This is a genomic window from Streptomyces sp. NPDC054047 (genome assembly GCF_055585065.1).
Genome location: NZ_JBVJKV010000003.1, coordinates 296,698 through 314,101, shown reverse-complemented (window position 1 = coordinate 314,101; position 17,404 = coordinate 296,698). Strand labels below are relative to the sequence as shown.

The window sequence follows — 17,404 nt, the reverse complement described above, 5'->3', positions numbered from 1 at the left end:
GAGACCCTCCGCCACCGTGCGCCGCCCCCGCCATGCGACAGCTCGAGGAGGCAGACATGAAGGCACTGGTCTTCCACGGCCCCGGCAAGCGATCCTGGGCCGACGTTCCCGACCCGGCGATACAGGACCCCGGCGACGCGATCGTGCGCATCGACGCGGTCACCATCTGCGGCACCGATCTGCACATCCTCAAGGGTGACGTCCCGGCCGTCGAGCCGGGACGGATACTCGGCCACGAAGCCGTCGGCACCGTGCGGCAGACCGGTGCGTCCGTCACCACGGTGCGTCCCGGGGACCGGGTGCTGATCTCCTGCATCAGCGCCTGCGGTCGCTGCCGCTTCTGCCGACAAGCCCAGTACGGCCAGTGCCTGGGCGGCGGGGGCTGGATCCTGGGCCATCGGGCAGACGGCGTCCAGGCCGAATACGCCCGCGTTCCGTTCGCCGACACCTCTACGCACGTGCTGCCCGAGCAGGTGACCGACGAGACGGCGCTCATGCTCGCCGACATCCTGCCGACGTCGTACGAAGTGGGCGTCCTCAACGGCGAGGTGACGCCCGGCGATGTGGTGGTCGTCGTGGGAGCCGGCCCGATCGGCCTGGCCGCGATCCTGACGGCCCGGCTCTTCAGCCCCAGCCGGGTGATCGCTGTCGATCCCGCTCCCCAGCGGCGCGAGATGGCCGCACATCACGGCGCGCACCTGACGCTGGAACCGGCGTCCGGCGTCGTCGACCGTATCGCCGGGCTCACCGACGGGCTCGGCGCGGACGTGGCGATCGAAGCGGTGGGCATCCCCGACACCTTCGAACTCTGCACCCGGTTGATCCGCCCCGGCGGACGCGTCGCCAACGTCGGCGTCCACGGCCGCCCGGCCACGCTCCATCTGGAGGACCTCTGGATTCGCAACGTCAAGATCACCACCGGCCTTGTGGACACCTCCTCCACACCGACGCTGCTGCGCATGGTGGCGGCCGAGCAGCTGGACGTCGGCGGATTCGTCACACACCGCTTCGGCCTGCCGGAGATGCAGGAGGCGTACGACGTCTTCGGCCGACCGGAGGAGAGCGGCGCACTCAAGGTGGCGCTGTTCGCCTCGTGACACGAGCCCTCTGCCCGAGCGGGCCCGCACACAGCCGTATACATCCCGTACACAGAACGACAGGCCCGCTCGGGTATTGCGGGGGGGGCAACAGAACGACGTCCTCGAGGACGCGGGCCTCCGGGTACTTCTCGAGCCACGGTCGCAGCGCGTCGGCCAGCAGCTGCACCTCCTGATCCTCCCAGGTGGCACGCTCGGCCTCCGGCACGCCGAACGGCCAGTCGGCCGCGCTTGGGGGAAGGGTCCAGGCATGCAGCGCGTGCAGTCGCACGCCGCGACGGCCTGCCGCATCGAAGGCGAAGTCGATGGCCCCGCCCGCGGGGTCGTGTGCGTCGACCCCGACCGTGATCTTGTCCGGTCGGTGCGCCGGGCCCTCGCAGGCGAGCCCGCTGGGCACCAGCACCACCGGGCGGTCGGCGGCCCCGGCCACCCCTGAAGCGGTCGTTCCCAGGGAGAGCCCCGCATGGCCGCCCTCCCCGCGCAGCCCGAGCACGATCATCGCCGCATCCTCGCTCCGCGCGCACAGCGCCCGCGCGGCCCGGCCGGCGAGCCGGAGGCTCTCGGACCGCAGGTCCGGGTGCCGGGCCGTGAGCCGCTCCCGCACCCGGTCCGCCGCGGTCTCCGGCCGGTAGGGCCACTGCCCCGCCCCATCCGGTCCGCCCCGAGCCGAGACGTGGACCACGCGGAGGGCGCACCCGCGCAGAAGTTCCTCCCGTGCGGCCCAGTCCGCTGCCACACGGCTGCGCGCCGATCGGTCGACCCCGGCAACGATCACTCGCTCCATGACAGCCCCTCCCCAGGAGCGAGAACAAGCCCTCCGCGCCCCCACCCTGGCCGCCGACCCCCGAGGCGTGCATGGGCCGGATGGTCCCGGGTGGGTCCCGGGTGGCCTCTCCACCCCGCACCGCCGAGGACGGACGCTGGCCATGTGGAGCAGACCAACCTCAGACGCCTGGGCGGCCGGCCTTTGAGCCCCGTACCGGTCCCTTCGTCCCTGCCGTCGTCCATCACGTCGGCTGCCCCGTGGCCGTCGTCCCCCACCAGCGAGAGGACTGAGCCATGACGAGCGCGCCGACCCAGTACGTGTACGGATTCGCCGAGGGCAGCCGTGAGATGGCCGACCTGCTCGGCGGGAAAGGTGCCGGCCTGGCGGAGATGACCCGGCTCGGGCTGCCCGTCCCACCGGGCTTCACCGTCACGACCGACGCCTGCAAGGTGTACCTCGCGACCGGCGAGGAACCATCCGAGCTGAGCGTCGAGATGGCCCGGGCCCTGTCCGCCCTGGAGCGCACCATGGGCCGCACGCTCGGGCAGCAGGACAACCCGCTGCTCGTGTCGGTTCGGTCGGGTGCCCGGTTCTCGATGCCCGGGATGATGGAGACGATCCTCGACATCGGGTTGAACGACGCGTCGGTCGGCGGACTCGCCAAGACGTCCGGCCAGGAACGGTTCGCCTGGGACTCCTACCGGCGCCTCATACAGATGTTCGGGCACACCGTGATGGGCGTGGCCGGTGAGGTGTTCGAGCAGGCCATCGCCGAGCACAAGGCGCAGCGGGCGGTGACCGATGACCACGATCTCGACGCCGACGAACTGGCGCTGCTCACCGAGGAGTTCAAGTCCATCGTCCGCCGCGAGACGGGCCAGGACTTCCCGCAGGACCCGGTCGAGCAGCTCTGTCGCGCGGTCCGGGCGGTCTTCGACTCGTGGAACGGCGAGCGGGCCCGGATCTACCGCAGGCGGGAGCACATCCCCGACGGCCTGGGAACCGCCGTCAACATCCAGGCGATGGTGTTCGGCAACCTCGGCTCCGACTCCGGTACCGGAGTCGCCTTCACCCGCGATCCGGCCACGGGCGCCTCGGGCATGTACGGCGACTATCTGTCCGACGCGCAGGGCGAGGACGTCGTCGCCGGCGTGCGCGACGCCGTCCCCCTGGATGAACTGAGGGCCCTCGACCCCCGCTCGTACGCCCGACTCGAAGAGCATCTGCGCACCTTGGAGGGCCACTACCGCGATCTGTGCGACGTCGAGTTCACCGTGGAACACGGCCGGTTGTGGATTCTGCAGACCAGGGTCGGCAAGCGCACGGCCGAGGCCTCGTTCCGTATCGCCCACGACCTGTGCGAGGAGCGGACGATCACGGCGGACGAGGCCCTGGGGCGCGTGGGCGGCGCCGAGCTGAACAGGCTGATGTTCCCCCGCTTCGAGGTGAGTCCCACGGACGTGCCCTTCGCCCGGGGCGTGCCCGCCTCGCCGGGTGCGGCGGTCGGCGCCATCGTCTTCGACTCGGCAACAGCCGTACGGAGGGCCGCGGCCGGCGAGCACGTCGTCCTCGTGCGCCGCGAGACCACCCCGGACGACCTTCCCGGGATGATCGCCGCGCAGGCGGTCCTGACCAGTCGCGGCGGCAAGACCAGCCATGCCGCGGTCGTCGCCCGCGGCATGGGCAAGGTCTGTGTCTGCGGCGCCGATGCGATCACCGTCGATACCTCCGCGCGTCAGCTCACCACCGCCTCCGGATCTGTGCTGGGCGAGGGCGACACGATCTCGGTCGACGGCACCGCGGGCACCGTCCACCGGGGTGCTCTGCCGCTCATTCCGTCTGATGTGGGACGTGCGCTGGAGACGGGCGTCGGCACCGGACCACTCACCGAAGCCGTCCTGGGCGCGCTGGACCGGGCGGATACCACTCGCTGCCTCGAAGTGCGGGCCAACGCCGACACGCCTGACGATGCCGAACGTGCCCGCAGGCTCGGTGCTCAGGGAATCGGCCTGTGCCGCACCGAGCACATGTTCCTCGGTGAGCGCCGCGAGCTGGTCGAGAAGATGATCCTTGCCCGTGAGGACAGCACCCGCGAACAGGCCCTGGAGGCGCTGCTGCCGCTCCAACGGGAGGACTTCACGGGCATCCTGGCGGCGATGGACGGGCTGCCGGTGACCATCCGGCTCCTGGACCCGCCGCTGCACGAGTTCCTGCCCGACCGGACGGAGCTCGCCGTACGCATCGCACGGGCCGCACAGCCGGAGGCCCACGACCGCGAGCTGCTCGCCGCTGTCGAGCGCATGCACGAGCAGAACCCGATGCTCGGCCTGCGCGGCGTGCGCCTGGGCCTGGCCGTACCGGGACTGGTCGCCATGCAGGTTCGGGCCGTCGCCGAAGCGGTCGTCCAGCGGCTCCGTGCCGGGGGCCGGCCGCGAGCGGAGATCATGATCCCGCTGGTGGGGACGGTCGAGGAGCTTCGTCCGGCACGAGCCGAGGCGGAGCGCGTACTCGCCGACGTCGCGGCCGAGTCGGGCCGGGCGGTGGACTGCCCGATCGGCACGATGATCGAGCTGCCGCGGGCCGCGCTCACCGCCGGACGCATCGCCGCTTTCGCGGACTTCTTCTCCTTCGGCACCAACGACCTGACCCAGACGACCTGGGGCCTGTCCCGGGACGACGCGGAAGCATCCTTCTTCCCCCTGTACCTGAAGGAGGGAATCTTCAGCGTGTCCCCCTTCGAATCGCTCGACCAGGAGGGCGTCGGCAGGCTCGTGGAACTCGCCGTCGAAGCGGGGCGAGCCGTGAACCCGCGGCTGGAGACAGGCGTCTGCGGCGAGCACGGCGGCGATCCCGAGTCGATCCAGTTCTTCCACCGGGTGGGCCTGGACTACGTCTCCTGCTCCCCCTTCAGGATACCGGCCGCCCGCCTGGAGGCGGGCCGAGCGGGTCTGATGGACAGGACGCCCCAACCCGAGGAGTGATTGCCGATGATGGGTCAACAGCCGTCGAACGCCGCGTCGGAGCCCAGTGGAAGCCCTCGGAGCGACATCGGGCGCCGACTCGCTCAGCGACGCTCGCAACTCGGCCTCACCCGGCAGGAAACGGCCGACCGTGCGGGGACGACCCCCGGCTACCTTCAGCACCTGGAGGAACACCCCACCGCTGACCCGGGTAGTGGTGTCCTCGTCCGGCTGGCCGACGCACTGCAAACCAGCATGGCCGCCCTCCGCGGTGGCGGCATCGACGAGCCGCCCGGACTCGGCCGGGCGGGGCGCCACCCCGTGCTGGCGGAGCTCAGCGCCGAGGCGTGCCGGGCGCGCTTGGGCACCCACGGCGTCGGACGCCTCGCGGTCTCCACCGATGAAGGGCCCGCGATCGTCCCCGTCAACTACACGACCATTGACGACGCGATCGTCTTCCGGACCGCGCCCGGCACACCGCCCGCCGCGGCGATCGGAGCCTCGGTCGCCTTCGAGGTCGACCACATCGACGAGGCGCTCAGCCGCGGCTGGAGTGTGCTCGTCCGTGGGCATGCCCGAGCCGTGACGGACGCTGACGCCGTGCTCGCGTTGCGGGACCGGTCCTACAGCGCGCCCTGGGCCGGTGGTCCGCGCGATCTGTGGGTGCGCATAGAGCCCGAGAGCATGAGCGGACGCAGCATAGGAGCGGCATAGGTGTGGCATAGGAGTGCAGTGCTTCGGCGCAGGAGCGGTTGATTGAGGTGCTCGGCAGCCCTGTCCGCGAACTCGACCGCGGTGGTTTCGACTTCTGCCGGCCGAGGGAAATGTCCGTGCGACGTAGTCCGACCCCGACCACACGGGCATCCAGGCGCCCGCGGTCCCGCGCGCATACGCCTGCCGCCCCGACGGCACCGTCACTGCCGGGACGGTCCCGGTACAGATGGTGGGTCGGATCGCATCTGTACCAGTTCCATGGTCGCGCGCGCACCGGCACTCACCAGTGGGCCACCAGGGCTTCTCCGAGGCCGGGCGGTCCCCCTTCCCAGGGCCTGTCGGGCCATCGCGGCCTGCGGCCGGATCTCCCCCGCCCGATCGGCCGGTCCCGTCTCAGCAGATGCGCGGAAGTTGCTCTCCCAGCGGCATGTCGACCACCCGGCGCGCTCCGATCAGCGTTCGCAGCTCGACCCGGCCGGGCGGGCCTGCCGTGCAGTGCCCGATGGGTACCGCCGCTGCCCCCTCGGGATACGTGCGGAGCGCGGTGAGAGCCGTTTCCGCGGCATCGGCCGCGACGAAGGCGACCAGGCAGCCCTCGTTGGCGACGATCAGCGGGTCCAGACCCAACAGGTCGCAGGCTGCCGCGACCGCCTGCGGCACGGGCAGGGAACTCTCAGCGATCTCCACGCCGACACCCGAGGAGCCCGCGATCTCGTTGAGCGAGGCGGCCAGACCGCCCCGGGTGGGGTCGCGCAGGCTGTGGACGGCACCGCCGAGCGGGGCGAGTGCCCGCACCAGGCGGTGCAGGGGGCGGCTGTCGGAGGCGATGTCCGCCTCGAAGCCCAGTCCTTCGCGGGTGGACAGGACAGCGGTGCCGTGCAGGCCGATGGGGCCCGAGAGCAGGAGTGCGTCGCCGGGACGTGCTCCCGCGGCGGAAGGAGTCAGGCCGGGGATACGGCGGCCGATGCCGGTCGTGTTGAGGAACAAGCGGTCGGCGGCGCCACGCCCGACCACCTTCGTGTCACCGGTGACGACGGGGACCCCCACCTGGTGTGCCGCCTTCCCCACCGAGTCCAGGACGGAGCGCAGCTCCCCCAGCGGGAGCCCCTCCTCCGCGATCACGGCCAGGGTCAGAGCGAGGGGCAGGGCGCCTCGCATGGCGAGGTCGTTGACCGTGCCGTGCACGGCCAGCGATCCGATGTCCCCGCCGGGGAAGGCCAACGGGCTGACCACGAACGAGTCCGTGGAGACCACGAGTTCGCCCTCCCCCGGCACCAGCGCCGCGTCCTCGAGAGGGTCCTCCGGCCGGCCGCCCAGCGCGGGCAGGACCAGCGTGTCGAGCAGTTCGGCGGTGAGCCGCCCACCCGCGCCATGGCCCGGCTGGATGAGCACGTTCTCGTCGTACGGAAGGGGGCAGTCGAAGTTCATTCCGGCGTGCTCCTGGTTCGTCCGGCGGCGTGGAAGGCCGCACACGTGCCCTCGCTCGACACCATCGGGGCACCGAGCGGGGACCGGGGCGTGCAACGCACCCCGTAGGCATCGCAGTCGGTGGGCATCAGCGCTCCGGTGAGAATGGCCCCGGCGATGCACTCCGGATCCTCGACGGAGTGCAGGCCGCTCGTGTCGAAGCGGCGAGCGGCGTCGAACGCGGCGTACTGCGGCGCGAGTTCGAGCCCGCTCGCCGGGAGTGTGCCGATCCCCCGCCAGGCCCGGTCCGTGATCCGGAAGACGCGGGCGAGGACGGACCGGGCCTGGGCATTGCCAGCGCGGCGCACGGCGCGGACGTACTGGTTCTCCACGTCGTAGCGGCCCTCCTCCAACTGCGTGACCGCCATCAGGACGCCCTCCAGCAGATCGAGCGGTTCGAATCCGGTGACCACGACCGGCACGTGGTACCGCGCGGCGATCGGTTCGTACTCGGTCCAGCCCATGACCGCGCACACATGGCCGGCGGCCAGGAACGCCTCGACCTCGCAGTCCGGGTGCTCCAGGAGGGCGGTCATCGCGGGCGGCACCAGAACATGGCTGACCAAGAGGGAGAAGTTGCGCAACCCCCGGCGGGTGGCGTACAGGACCGCCATCGCGTTGGCGGGGGCGGTGGTCTCGAATCCGACGGCGAGGAAGACGACTTCACGGTCGGGGTTCTGCTGCGCGATCCGGACCGCGTCCATCGGTGAATAGACCACCCGCACGTCCGCTCCGCGGGCCCGCAGGGCGAGCAGGTCCGTGGAGCTGCCGGGGACGCGCAGCATGTCGCCGAAGCTGGTGAGGATCACTCCGGGGCGGGCGGCGATGGCCATGGCACGATCAAGCGTCTCCAGCGGGGTGACGCAGACCGGGCAGCCGGGGCCGTGGATCATGCGGATTCCCGCGGGGAGCAGCTCGTCGATGCCCTGGCGGACCAGGGTGTGCGTCTGGCCCCCGCACACCTCCATGATCCGCCAGGGGCGTGTCGCGGTGCGCCGCAGTCGCCCCAGCAACTGCCGGGCCAGCGCTGGGTCGCGGTACTCGTCGAGGTACTTCATCGGGAGGGCGCCGGAGCGGATTCGGTGAGGTCCGTGCGCACGTCCACCACGCCTTCGACGGCCCGGGTGAGCCGCGCGGCGACCGGAACGAGGCCCTTGCTGCGGACCTCGCCGCTGAGGGTGACCACGCCGCCCTCGACGGCCACCGTGACGGCCCCGTCCGGGAAGAGGAGGGCGGTCACGGTGTGCGTCACCTCATCAGCGAGTTCCTCGTCGGTGCGCAGGAACACCTTGAGCAGGTCGCTGCGGCTCACCACGCCCTGCAGCAGCCCCTGGGCGTCGATCACCGGGAGTCGTTTGACGCGCCGCTGTGCCATGATCCGCGCGGCCTGCGGGAGCGTGGTGTCCGCGTGGACGGTGACGGCGGGAGCGCTCATCACCTCGCCCGCGGTCACACCGCCGGCCTTGGCGAGGTCGGAGAGGCGGCGCAGTTGGTCGAAGCGCGAGGGGTCGCTGTCGCGGAACTCCTCCTTGGGCAGCAGGTCCGCCTCGGAGACCACGCCGATCACCCGGCCCTCCCCGGCCAGGACGGGCAGCGCACTGACCTTCCACTGCCCCATCAGCTCGACGATCTCCTTGAAGGGGGCCTCGCGCCCCACGGCGATGACGGTGTGGGTCATCACGTCGCTCACGGTGCGCGGGGAGTGGATCATGGCGTCCTCCCGGAGAGTCAGGTGCGGTGGATGGTCAGGTCGAGGAAGTGTGTGGAACACGAGATGCACGGGTCGTGGTTGCGGATGACCCGCTCGCACAGTCGGGTCAACTCCTCATCCGTCACGTCGTCTTGAGCGATCGCCCGCTGCGCGACCCTTCGGAGGTCGGCCTCGATTGCGCCCTGGTTCTGTGCGGTGGGCGGCACGAGGCACGCGTCGACGACGGCGCCTTCGCCGTCCAGCACGTAGCGGTGGTAGAGGAGTCCGCGAGGGGCCTCTGTCGCGCCGTGGCCGGTGCCCGCGACGGCCGGAACCTCGACGTACGGGCGGCGCGGCGGCTCGTACGTCCCGATGATCCGCAGGGCTTCGTCCACGGCGTACACGACCTCCACGGCCCGGACCAGGATCGACCGGAAGGGATTGCGGCAGACGGCCCCCGCGCACGGATCGCCGAGCCCGGCGGCGCGGGCGGCCTCCAGCGCGGTGCGCGAGAGCCACCGGCCGCTGATCGCGAACCGGGCGAGCGAACCGGTGAGGTGACGGCGCCCGTCGAGGGTGGAGTGCAGGGCGGTGGAGTGCGGGAGGTGTTCCTCGTGGACCCGGTCGAGGAAGGTGGGGAGCGGGAAGGTGGTCGGGGTGCCGTCCGCGCGCAGGACCGCCGGGGTGCCGGTCTCGATGGCGTACGCTCCCGGGGCTGCCAGCGCCAACAGGTCGGCGTCGGTCTCGGCTTCCGGGAAGTCGAAGCCGGCGACCCACTCGACGGTCTGCCAGGCATCGTTCAGGGCGCGCTCCAACTGCTCGGCCAGCGGCTTCAGTTCCCCCTTCGTCGGCGTGCGGTGGAAGCCGCCGAGACGGACGTTGACCGGATGGATGGCACGACCGCCCAGGAGTTCGAGGACCGCGTTGCCCGCCTGTTTCAGGCGCAGTCCTCGTTCGACGGCGGCACGGTCGGTACGGGCCAGTTCGATGGCTCCGTCACAGCCCAGGAAGTCGGGGGCGTGCAGAAGGTAGATGTGCAGGGACTGGCTCTCGATCCACTCCCCGCAGTACAGCAGCCGGCGCAGTTCACGCAGGGCCGGATCAAGGGTGATTCCGCAGGCGTCCTCGATCGCGGCGCAGGCGCTCATCTGGTAGGCGACCGGACAGATTCCGCACACCCGGGCGGTGATGTCCGGAGGCTCGGTGTACGACCTGCCCCGCAGGAACGCCTCGAAGAAGCGTGGCGGCTCGTAGATCTGGAGCCGCGCCTCGGTGACCGTGCCGTCGTGGACGCTCAGGCGCAAGGCGCCCTCGCCCTCGACCCGGGAGAGCGAGCCGACGTGCAGGACACGGGAACCGCGGTGCGTCATCGGCGCAACTCCTCTTCGAAAGCCGTGCAGTTGAAGGTGTGCAGGAAGCGGTCGGTGTCGCGGTCACCCATGCCGTCGCGGTGCAGGACGGGTATCAGGGCGGGCAGGTTCACCGAACCGGACGGCCCGAAGCAGCCGTAGCAGCCACGTCCGTACGCCGGGCAGATCGCCCCGCATCCCGCGTGGGTGACCGGCCCGAGACAGGGGGTGCCGTGGGCGACGGTGACGCACACCGTGCCGCGCCGCTTGCACTCGAAGCACACGCTGTGGGCGGGGACGTCCGGCTTCCGGCCCGCCAGGTACGCGGTGATGACCTCCAGGAGCTGGCGGCGGTCGATCGGGCAGCCGCGCAGTTCGAAGTCGACGTCCACGTGGTCGGACACGGCGGTGGAGGTGGTGAGCGTGTCGATGTAGTCGGGGCGCGCGTAGACGGTCCGGCTGAACTCCTCGACGTCCGCGAAGTTCCGCAGCGCCTGGATGCCGCCGGCCGTCGCGCACGCCCCGATCGTCACCAGGCGCCGGGAGGCCTCCCGGATCTCGCGGACGCGCTCGGCGTCGGCGGGCGTGGTGACGGAGCCCTCGACGAGCGCCAGGTCGTAGGGGCCCGGCGCGATCGCGCTGGACGCCTCGAGGAAGTGGGCGATCTCCACTTGCCCGGCGAGACCGAGAAGTTCGTCCTCGCAGTCGAGCAGGGTGAGCTGACAGCCGTCGCACGAGGCGAGCTTGAACACGGCAAGAGTCGGTGGACGCATGTCACAACTCCCTGACGTAGAGCAGTGGTTCCGCCTGGTTCCAGTCGACGACGGGACCGTCCCTGCACAGCAGCAGCGGACCGAGCTGGCAGTGGCCGCAGTGCCCGGTGGCGCACCGCATGTTGCGTTCCAGGGAGACCCGGACGCGGTCGCCGGGCACACCGCGGTGCAGCAGGTCGCGGGCGGTCGCCCGGATCATCGGTTCAGGGCCGCAGACGAACGCGGTGGTGGCGCACGGAGTGAAACGCGCCCGGTCGAGCAGCTTGGTGACGACGCCGAGCTGGCCCGTCCAGCCGTCGTCGGGGCGGTCGACGGTCACTCCCGTGTACGCGGTCTTCCATCGCTGGGTCTCCGTCCTCGCCACGAGGTCCGCGGGAGTCCGTGCGCCCACCAGGACGTTCAGTCGTCCGTACGATCCCGGATCGGCCTCGGCATCGAGGACCAGGGGGCGGAGCGGAGCGAGGCCGATGCCTCCCGCGACGATCACGAGGTCCTGCCCCACGGCCTTCTCCAGCTCCCAGCCGGTGCCGTACGGACCGCGCAGCCCGAGCACGTCGCCGACCTCGGCGGTGTACAGACCCTCGGATACCGCGCCGACGTCGCGCACCGTGTGCGTCAGGCCCCCGGTGGCGAGGATCCCGCTCACCGAGAGCGGAATCTCGCCCCGTCCGAACGCCCACACCATGGCGAACTGCCCCGGCACGAAGGCGGGCAGCGGCTCCCCGACCGGCTCCAGGCGGAGGGTGGCCGTGTCCGGCGTCTCCGCCCGGCGGGCGACGACACGGTAGGCAACCGGCGTGGCGGTCATCCCCGCGCACCCCTTCCGCTGCCGTAGGGGCCGTACAGGTCGAGGAGGCGGGTCCTGGCCGACTGCAGGCGATGGGCGAGAACGCGCCCCACCCACTGTCCGACGACCGCGCCCAGGGCCGCATCGTCCTCGCACATCAGCCGGACCGCGAGGGCGTCGAACTCGTCGGCCCGCACGGGGCTCTGGGCCGTGGCGCCGAGCTGCCAGACGTAGGGCGGGAACAGCCAGGACCAGCCGACGAGTTCACCCTGCCCCAGGGTCTCGATCACGGGTGCGCGGCGGCCCGGAACGTGCATGTCGAGGACGACCGATCCGGCGCGGACGATCCAGAACCGGTCGGCGTGCCCGCCCTCCTCGAAGATCCGCGCCCCGGCCGGGAAGGACACCTGCCGCGCGATCCGCATCAGCCGACTGCGATGCTCGGCCGGAAGGGCGCTCATCATGGTCGTGGTGCGAGTCATCGCTCCGTCTCCTTCCGCTCCGCCTCCTCATTGAGGGCCGCCACCTCTTCGGTGATGTCGATGCCGACGGGACACCAGGCGATGCAGCGGCCGCAGCCCACGCAGCCGGAGCTGTCGAACTGGTCGTGCCAGGTGCCGAGTTTGTGGGTGAGCCACTGCCGGTAGCGGCTGCGGCCCGAGGAGCGCACCGGTCCGCCGTGGACGTAGGAGAAGTCCAGGTCGAAGCAGGAGTCCCAGCGCTGCCAGCGCTCCGCGTGGTCGCCGCTGAGGTCGGTGACCTCCTCGGTGGTCGTGCAGAAGCACGTGGGGCACACCATCGTGCAGTTGCCGCAGGTCAGACAGCGTGATGCCACGTCGTGCCAGCGGTCGGCCTCCAGGCTCGACCCCATCAGCTCCCGCAGGCTCACCGGCGGCATCGCCCGGCCCATCTTGTCGACGGCGCCGGAGACCGCGGAGATCGCCGAGGCGCGTGTGCGGTCGTCGGCCTCCCGGTGCGGGACCCCGGCCAGCAGCTCCGCACCCGCCTCACTGCCGACGCGCGTGTAGAAGCGGTGCCCCGCGTCGTCGACGACCTCGGTGAGGGCGAGGTCGAAGCCGGCGTCGGCTCCGGGGCCACTGCCCATGGAGACGCAGAAGCAGGTGGCCCCCGGCTCGGTGCATTCGGCGGCTATGAGGAACGCCCCCCTCCGGCGTTCCTCATAGCCGCTGTCCTGGTGGTGACCGCCCCTCAGCACCCGGTCCTGGATCGCGATGGCCCGCAGGTCGCAAGGTCGGACCCCGAGGAAGGCGTACGCAGGCCGCTCAGCCGACGCAGCGCTGATGGACACCGTCCCGTCGGGCGCGCGGTCCGCACTCCACAGCTTCTCGCGCTGCGGGTGGAGAAAGTTCTTCCAAGACTGCGGGCCCGCGGAGTGCGCGAACGCCGCCCCGTCCTCGCGGCGCCGCAGCCGGTAGTGTCCGGCCTCCAGTTCCACGCCCCAGCCGTACGGGAGTTGGTCGGCCGACTCCAGGTCGGCGAGGACGATCGCGCCGTCGCGGACCGTGGGTCCGACCACGGTGCGGCCGACGGCCAGCAGCTCCGCGACGAGGGCGTTCAGGCCGTTTCGGTCGAGTACTGCCGTGACTCCGATGGTCGCCATGCTCGTCCTCCCAGTCAGCGTGGTGCGCTCCCCACCAGGCTCGAAGAGGAGGCGCGCGCGAGGCAGGGGCCGAGCGGCCCTATCCAGGTCCGGCCGGACCGAGTTCAGGGCCCACTACCGGCCCCTCTTCCGTCCGCGCGCACGCCTCGACGATGTCGCCGCGGCGGCGCGGCGTTCACGCCGTCAGTACTCCTGCGACAGCGCCGGGACCCCGCCCATCAGCGTGGCACCGATGCGCTGGGCCCAGGCGGAGATCTGCTTGAAGTCGCGGAAGTCCCCGCCCTTGCCGGCCTTGACGATCGCCCGGGTCGCCCAGCTCTTGGCGCCGTCGGAGAGGCAGCCGCCGAAGGTGACGTGTTCCTTGGCATGGATCTGGATGAGGGCACGGCGCACCGCCGGCACCGGAGGGATTTTCCCCTCGCTCGCCGAATGGTCGAGGGGACCGCTGCTGAACAGCCATACCGGCCGTTTGGTGAGGGCTTCCCTCTGATACCTGACGAACCGACGGGCGTCCTTGTGCCACTGTCCTTCGTAGAGCGGACTGCCGAGCACGACGGCGTCGTAGGCCTGCAGGTCCCCGACATCGCGCGCCAGCCGCATCTCGGAGCCGAGGCCCTCCTTGCGCAGGACCTCCGTGATGGTGCGGGCGATCTCGGCCGTGGACCAGTTCTTCGTCGCGTAGGCGACGAGCACTTTGATGGTCATGTCGCCGCTGCCTCCTCTCAGAGTTTGCGCAGCCAGTCGTCGGTCACGCCTCGCAGGGCCTGGTCGCTCGGCCGGAGGTGGGAGTCGTCCAGGCGGTAGGTGAGCTTGTCCACGACCGCGACGACACCGTCGATCTCGCGCGTCGTGCGCAGTGCGACGGGTATCTCGCTGCGCCGCTCCAGCTGTCCCTCAAGGGTCACCACACCGTTGCGCACGTCGATCTTGATCGTCCGGGGCGCCAGCCACAGGGTGTGGACCAGGACCTGCTCGATCACCTCGTGCCGGATCTCGTCATCAGGGCGCAGAAACACCTGGAGCAGGTCGTGCCGGGTGACGATGCCGACGAGGCTGCCGTCGTCATCGACGACGGGCAGCCGCTCCACCTTGTGCCGGGCCATGCGACGGGCACCTTCGGCGACGGTGTCGTCGGCGTGGACACAGACAGGTGGCTCGGACATGAGCTGACCTGCTGTCCGCGCCGTGGCCTTGGCCCGGTCCCTGCGCGCGCCGCGGCTCATCAGGCGCATCCGGAAGCGGCGCGACGGCCGGCAGGGGGCGGGAGCCTGCGCCTCACGCGTCAGCAGATCCGTCTCGGAGATGACTCCGACCACCTTGTCGTCGGTGTCGATCACGGGCAGTCCGCTGATGCGGTGCTCGGCGAGCCGCTGGGCCACGTCCTTGAACGGCGTACCGTACTGGACGCTGACGACCTCGCTGGTCATCACCGATCCGATCGTGCTGTGCTTCATCTCTGCCTCCTCCTCAGCGCAGTCGGCGCAGATACGGGTCGTGGGCGGCCCGAGGCAGCAGCCGGATACGTACGTCCAGTGCTGTGCTGCCGCCCGGCCATGCCAGTACCGGGTTGAAGTCGGCCTCGGCGAGCTGCGGCAGGTCACCGGCCATCCGGGACAGCCTGTGCAGTAGTTGCTCAAGCCCTTCGATGTCCACCGGGCCGTGGCCGCCGTGCCCGAAGAGCAGCGGGGCACAGCGTGGCGAGGTGAGCAGGTCGTGTACGTCGAGGTCGGTGAGCGGGGCCAGCCGGGCCGCGTGGTCCGCCAGCAGGTCGGTGGCCGTGCCGCCGAGTCCGAACAGGACCAGCGGACCGAACACCTCGTCCTGCACGACGCCCGCGAACAGTTCGGTGCCGCGCTCGGCGAGCGGCTGCACGACCACTCCTGTCAGCAGACCGGCGAACCGGGTCTCGAAATCCCGGAAGGCGGCCCGGACCTGGCTGTCTCCCCGCAGGTCGAGGTGGAGGGCGCGCTGCTCGCTCTTGTGCCGCAGTCCCGGCCAGTGGGCCTTCATCACGACTCGGCCGTCCGGGCCGCGCAATCGCTCGGCGGCGGCGACGGCCTCGTCCTCGGTCTCGGCCCAGGCCCAGGGCAGCTGCGGAATGCCGTAGCAGGCAAGGAGCTCGGCGCAGGTATGCGGGTCCAGCCAGCCTCCTTCGGGATGTCCGGCCAGCCAGGTCTCGGCCACCGCACGGGCGCGTGGGGTCTCCACCCCGGCGAGGCGCGGACACGTGCCGGGCGGCCGGGCCAGCCACCGGGCACGACGGACGGCGTGGGCCAGAGCGCGGGCCGCCGCCTGCGGATCGGCGAAGGAGGGCACGGAGCCGCCTCCGGTGGCCGAAAGGAGCTGTACGGGCAGCGCCTGGCCGAGGCGGACCGCGGCGACCGTTCGGGAGCGACGACCAGGGGCGCGGGTGAGGGCCCTGACGAGATCGTCGCCGGTCGCCGCGGCGACCGCGGTGGGTGCCAGCACGACCAGGACGGCGTCGACGGCGCCGGCCAGTACGAGCCGGTCCACACAGTTCTTGAGCTCTTCCTCGGTGACGGCGGCGGTGGCGTCGACCGGGTTGGCCGTGCTGCCCGCGGGCAGCACGGCCAGCAGGTCGTCGATGAGGTAGGCGGGCAGGGGCGGCAGGGTGAGCCCCGCCTCGGCACACGCGTCCGCCGCGAGGACTCCCGCGCCTCCCGCGTTGGTGACGATGACGACGCGGTTCCCCTCGGGTGTGGGTTGACAGTGCAACAGCGCGGCGGCTTCGAGGAGTTCACCGATCGTGCGCGTGGCGGTGACGCCTGCCTGGGTGAACAGGGCCTGCCGGGTCATGGTCCGCGTGGCGGCCGCAGCGGTGTGCGAGGCGGCGGCGCGCCGGCCTGCCTCGGTACGGCCCGCGTCGACGGTGAGGACGGGCATGCGCCGGGTCACCCGCCGCGCGGTGCGTGAGAAGGCCCTCGGGTTCCCGAAGGACTCCAGGTGCAGCAGGGCGAGGTCCGTGACGCCGTCACGCTCCCACCACTGGAGCAGGTCGTTGCCGCTGACGTCGTACTTGTCGCCGAGCGAGACGAAGCTGGAGACACCGAGGCCCAGCCGGGACAGCCCGTCCAGCAGGGCGATCCCCACTCCCCCGGACTGCACGGCGACACCGGCCGTGCCGGGGCGTGGGTGCCGGGCCGCGAAGGTCGAGTCCATCGACAGCGCCTTGTCGGTGTTGGAGATGCCGAGGCAGTTGGGCCCCACCAGGCGCATTCCGTACGTCCGGCAGGTGGCCAGCAGCGCGGCTGCCTGTGCGCCGTCCAGGCCCGCCGTGACGACCACCAGGGCACGCACGCCCGCCTTGCCGCACTCCTCGGCAGTGGTGCACAGGGCCGGCGCGGGGACCGCGAGCACCGCCAGATCGGGGACCTGCGGCAGCGCGGCGACCGACGGATGGGCGGGCACACTCAGCAACGACGACACGCTCGGGTTCACGGCGAAGAGCTGCCCGGTGAATCCGCCCGTGCACAGATTGCGCAGGACGGCCCGGCCGACCGAACCGGGCTTGCGGCCCGCCCCGACCACCGCGATCGAGGCCGGCCGCAGCAGCCCTTGAAGACTGGCCACGTCGGCGGTGCTGCCGCGCGCTTCGACCGCCGTCAGGTAGGCCTCGTCCTCCTCCAGCGGAATGGTGCAGCGCACCTCGGGGCCCTCGAAGTGGCGGGCCGTGCGCAGCCCGAGGTCGGCGAAGACCTTCAGGACCTCGTGGTTCTCGGCCAGGGCGTCGGCCGTGAACGCGGTGATGCCCTCCGCGCGAGCGGCGGACACCAGGTGCTCCAGGAGCAGGGTGCCGATCCCGCGGTGGTGCAGGCCTTCGGCCACGGCGAGCGAGATCTCGGCGGTTCCGGGATCGTCCGTCCGCTCGTACTCGGCCAGGCCGATGATCTGGTCCTTCGTCTCGGCGATCAGCGCCCGGTATCCGGGGCGCGGAGCGGCGCATGCGCGGTCCGCGGACTGTGCGGCCGACCGACGGCTCGCGGCGAAGAAGCGCAGTCGCAGGTTCTCCGGCGACATCTCCTCGTACAGGCCCTGAAGTTGAGCGTGGTCGTCGGGTCGGACGGCCCGGATGCGGGTGGTCGTCCCGTCGGCGAGCAGGGCGTGGACCGGAGGTCGGCTGCCCTCGTCGTTCGTCATCTCGGGCCTCCTGACGGCAGGT

Annotated in this window: 15 protein-coding genes; 3 read left to right on the top strand and 12 right to left on the bottom strand. The window is 71.5% G+C overall.

All coding sequences use genetic code 11. The features are described from left to right. Nucleotides 1-56 precede the first annotated feature (56 nt). Nucleotides 57-1,097, top strand: a complete 1,041-nt coding sequence (locus ACZ6ZP_RS13170; protein WP_383816505.1) for a zinc-dependent alcohol dehydrogenase family protein — start codon at nucleotides 57-59, stop codon at nucleotides 1,095-1,097. Here the strand turns inward: ACZ6ZP_RS13170 and ACZ6ZP_RS13165 are convergent. Then, the gene (locus ACZ6ZP_RS13165) at nucleotides 1,072-1,881 is read right to left on the bottom strand and encodes a universal stress protein (RefSeq protein WP_469406757.1); all 810 of its coding nucleotides are present in this window, start codon (nucleotides 1,879-1,881) and stop codon (nucleotides 1,072-1,074) included. The genes ACZ6ZP_RS13170 and ACZ6ZP_RS13165 overlap by 26 nt on opposite strands. A gap of 275 nt (nucleotides 1,882-2,156) precedes the next feature. On the opposite strand from ACZ6ZP_RS13165, the gene ppdK reads away from it, so the two are divergent. Beyond that, nucleotides 2,157-4,844, top strand: a complete 2,688-nt coding sequence (ppdK, locus tag ACZ6ZP_RS13160; RefSeq protein WP_366464423.1) for a pyruvate, phosphate dikinase — start codon at nucleotides 2,157-2,159, stop codon at nucleotides 4,842-4,844. 9 nt (nucleotides 4,845-4,853) lie between these two features. Then, on the top strand, nucleotides 4,854-5,537 hold the full coding sequence (locus ACZ6ZP_RS13155; protein WP_366464431.1) for a helix-turn-helix domain-containing protein: 684 nt from the start codon (nucleotides 4,854-4,856) through the stop codon (nucleotides 5,535-5,537). Nucleotides 5,538-5,930: 393 nt separating this feature from the next. On the opposite strand, the gene hypE is transcribed toward ACZ6ZP_RS13155, so the two are convergent. From hypE to ACZ6ZP_RS13100, 11 genes are all read right to left on the bottom strand, one after another. Next, entirely contained in the window at nucleotides 5,931-6,965 is a 1,035-nt protein-coding gene (gene hypE, locus ACZ6ZP_RS13150; protein ID WP_366464421.1) for a hydrogenase expression/formation protein HypE, read from the bottom strand. After that, nucleotides 6,962-8,062, bottom strand: a complete 1,101-nt coding sequence (gene hypD, locus ACZ6ZP_RS13145; protein ID WP_366464420.1) for a hydrogenase formation protein HypD — start codon at nucleotides 8,060-8,062, stop codon at nucleotides 6,962-6,964. The genes hypE and hypD overlap by 4 nt, the downstream gene beginning before the upstream one ends. Continuing rightward, complete coding sequence (locus tag ACZ6ZP_RS13140) at nucleotides 8,059-8,715, bottom strand: CBS domain-containing protein (RefSeq protein ID WP_366464419.1); 657 nt, start codon at nucleotides 8,713-8,715, stop codon at nucleotides 8,059-8,061. The genes hypD and ACZ6ZP_RS13140 overlap by 4 nt, the downstream gene beginning before the upstream one ends. Before the next feature lie 17 nt (nucleotides 8,716-8,732). Beyond that, nucleotides 8,733-10,064, bottom strand: coding sequence for a Ni/Fe hydrogenase subunit alpha (locus ACZ6ZP_RS13135; protein WP_366464418.1), 1,332 nt, complete (start codon nucleotides 10,062-10,064; stop codon nucleotides 8,733-8,735). Next, nucleotides 10,061-10,816, bottom strand: a complete 756-nt coding sequence (locus ACZ6ZP_RS13130; RefSeq protein ID WP_469406756.1) for an NADH-quinone oxidoreductase subunit B family protein — start codon at nucleotides 10,814-10,816, stop codon at nucleotides 10,061-10,063. Before ACZ6ZP_RS13130 ends, ACZ6ZP_RS13135 begins: the two co-directional genes overlap by 4 nt. 1 nt (nucleotide 10,817) lies before the next feature. After that, nucleotides 10,818-11,624 (bottom strand): FAD/NAD(P)-binding protein, encoded by an 807-nt coding sequence (locus ACZ6ZP_RS13125; protein WP_366464416.1) that lies wholly within the window; start codon nucleotides 11,622-11,624, stop codon nucleotides 10,818-10,820. Beyond that, nucleotides 11,621-12,085 carry a Crp/Fnr family transcriptional regulator gene (locus ACZ6ZP_RS13120; RefSeq protein ID WP_399971432.1) on the bottom strand — a complete coding sequence of 155 codons (465 nt, stop codon included), beginning with the start codon at nucleotides 12,083-12,085 and terminating at the stop codon, nucleotides 11,621-11,623. The genes ACZ6ZP_RS13125 and ACZ6ZP_RS13120 overlap by 4 nt, the downstream gene beginning before the upstream one ends. Then, nucleotides 12,082-13,224, bottom strand: coding sequence for a 4Fe-4S dicluster domain-containing protein (locus ACZ6ZP_RS13115; protein WP_399971430.1), 1,143 nt, complete (start codon nucleotides 13,222-13,224; stop codon nucleotides 12,082-12,084). The genes ACZ6ZP_RS13120 and ACZ6ZP_RS13115 overlap by 4 nt, the downstream gene beginning before the upstream one ends. A 183-nt stretch (nucleotides 13,225-13,407) precedes the next feature. Beyond that, the gene (locus tag ACZ6ZP_RS13110; RefSeq protein ID WP_399971428.1) at nucleotides 13,408-13,929 is read right to left on the bottom strand and encodes a flavodoxin domain-containing protein; all 522 of its coding nucleotides are present in this window, start codon (nucleotides 13,927-13,929) and stop codon (nucleotides 13,408-13,410) included. A 17-nt stretch (nucleotides 13,930-13,946) separates the two neighbouring features. Next, nucleotides 13,947-14,678, bottom strand: a complete 732-nt coding sequence (locus ACZ6ZP_RS13105) for a CBS domain-containing protein (RefSeq protein ID WP_399971426.1) — start codon at nucleotides 14,676-14,678, stop codon at nucleotides 13,947-13,949. A gap of 13 nt (nucleotides 14,679-14,691) precedes the next feature. Continuing rightward, nucleotides 14,692-17,382 (bottom strand): bifunctional acetate--CoA ligase family protein/GNAT family N-acetyltransferase, encoded by a 2,691-nt coding sequence (locus ACZ6ZP_RS13100; protein WP_469406754.1) that lies wholly within the window; start codon nucleotides 17,380-17,382, stop codon nucleotides 14,692-14,694. Between the last annotated feature and the right edge of the window lie 22 nt (nucleotides 17,383-17,404).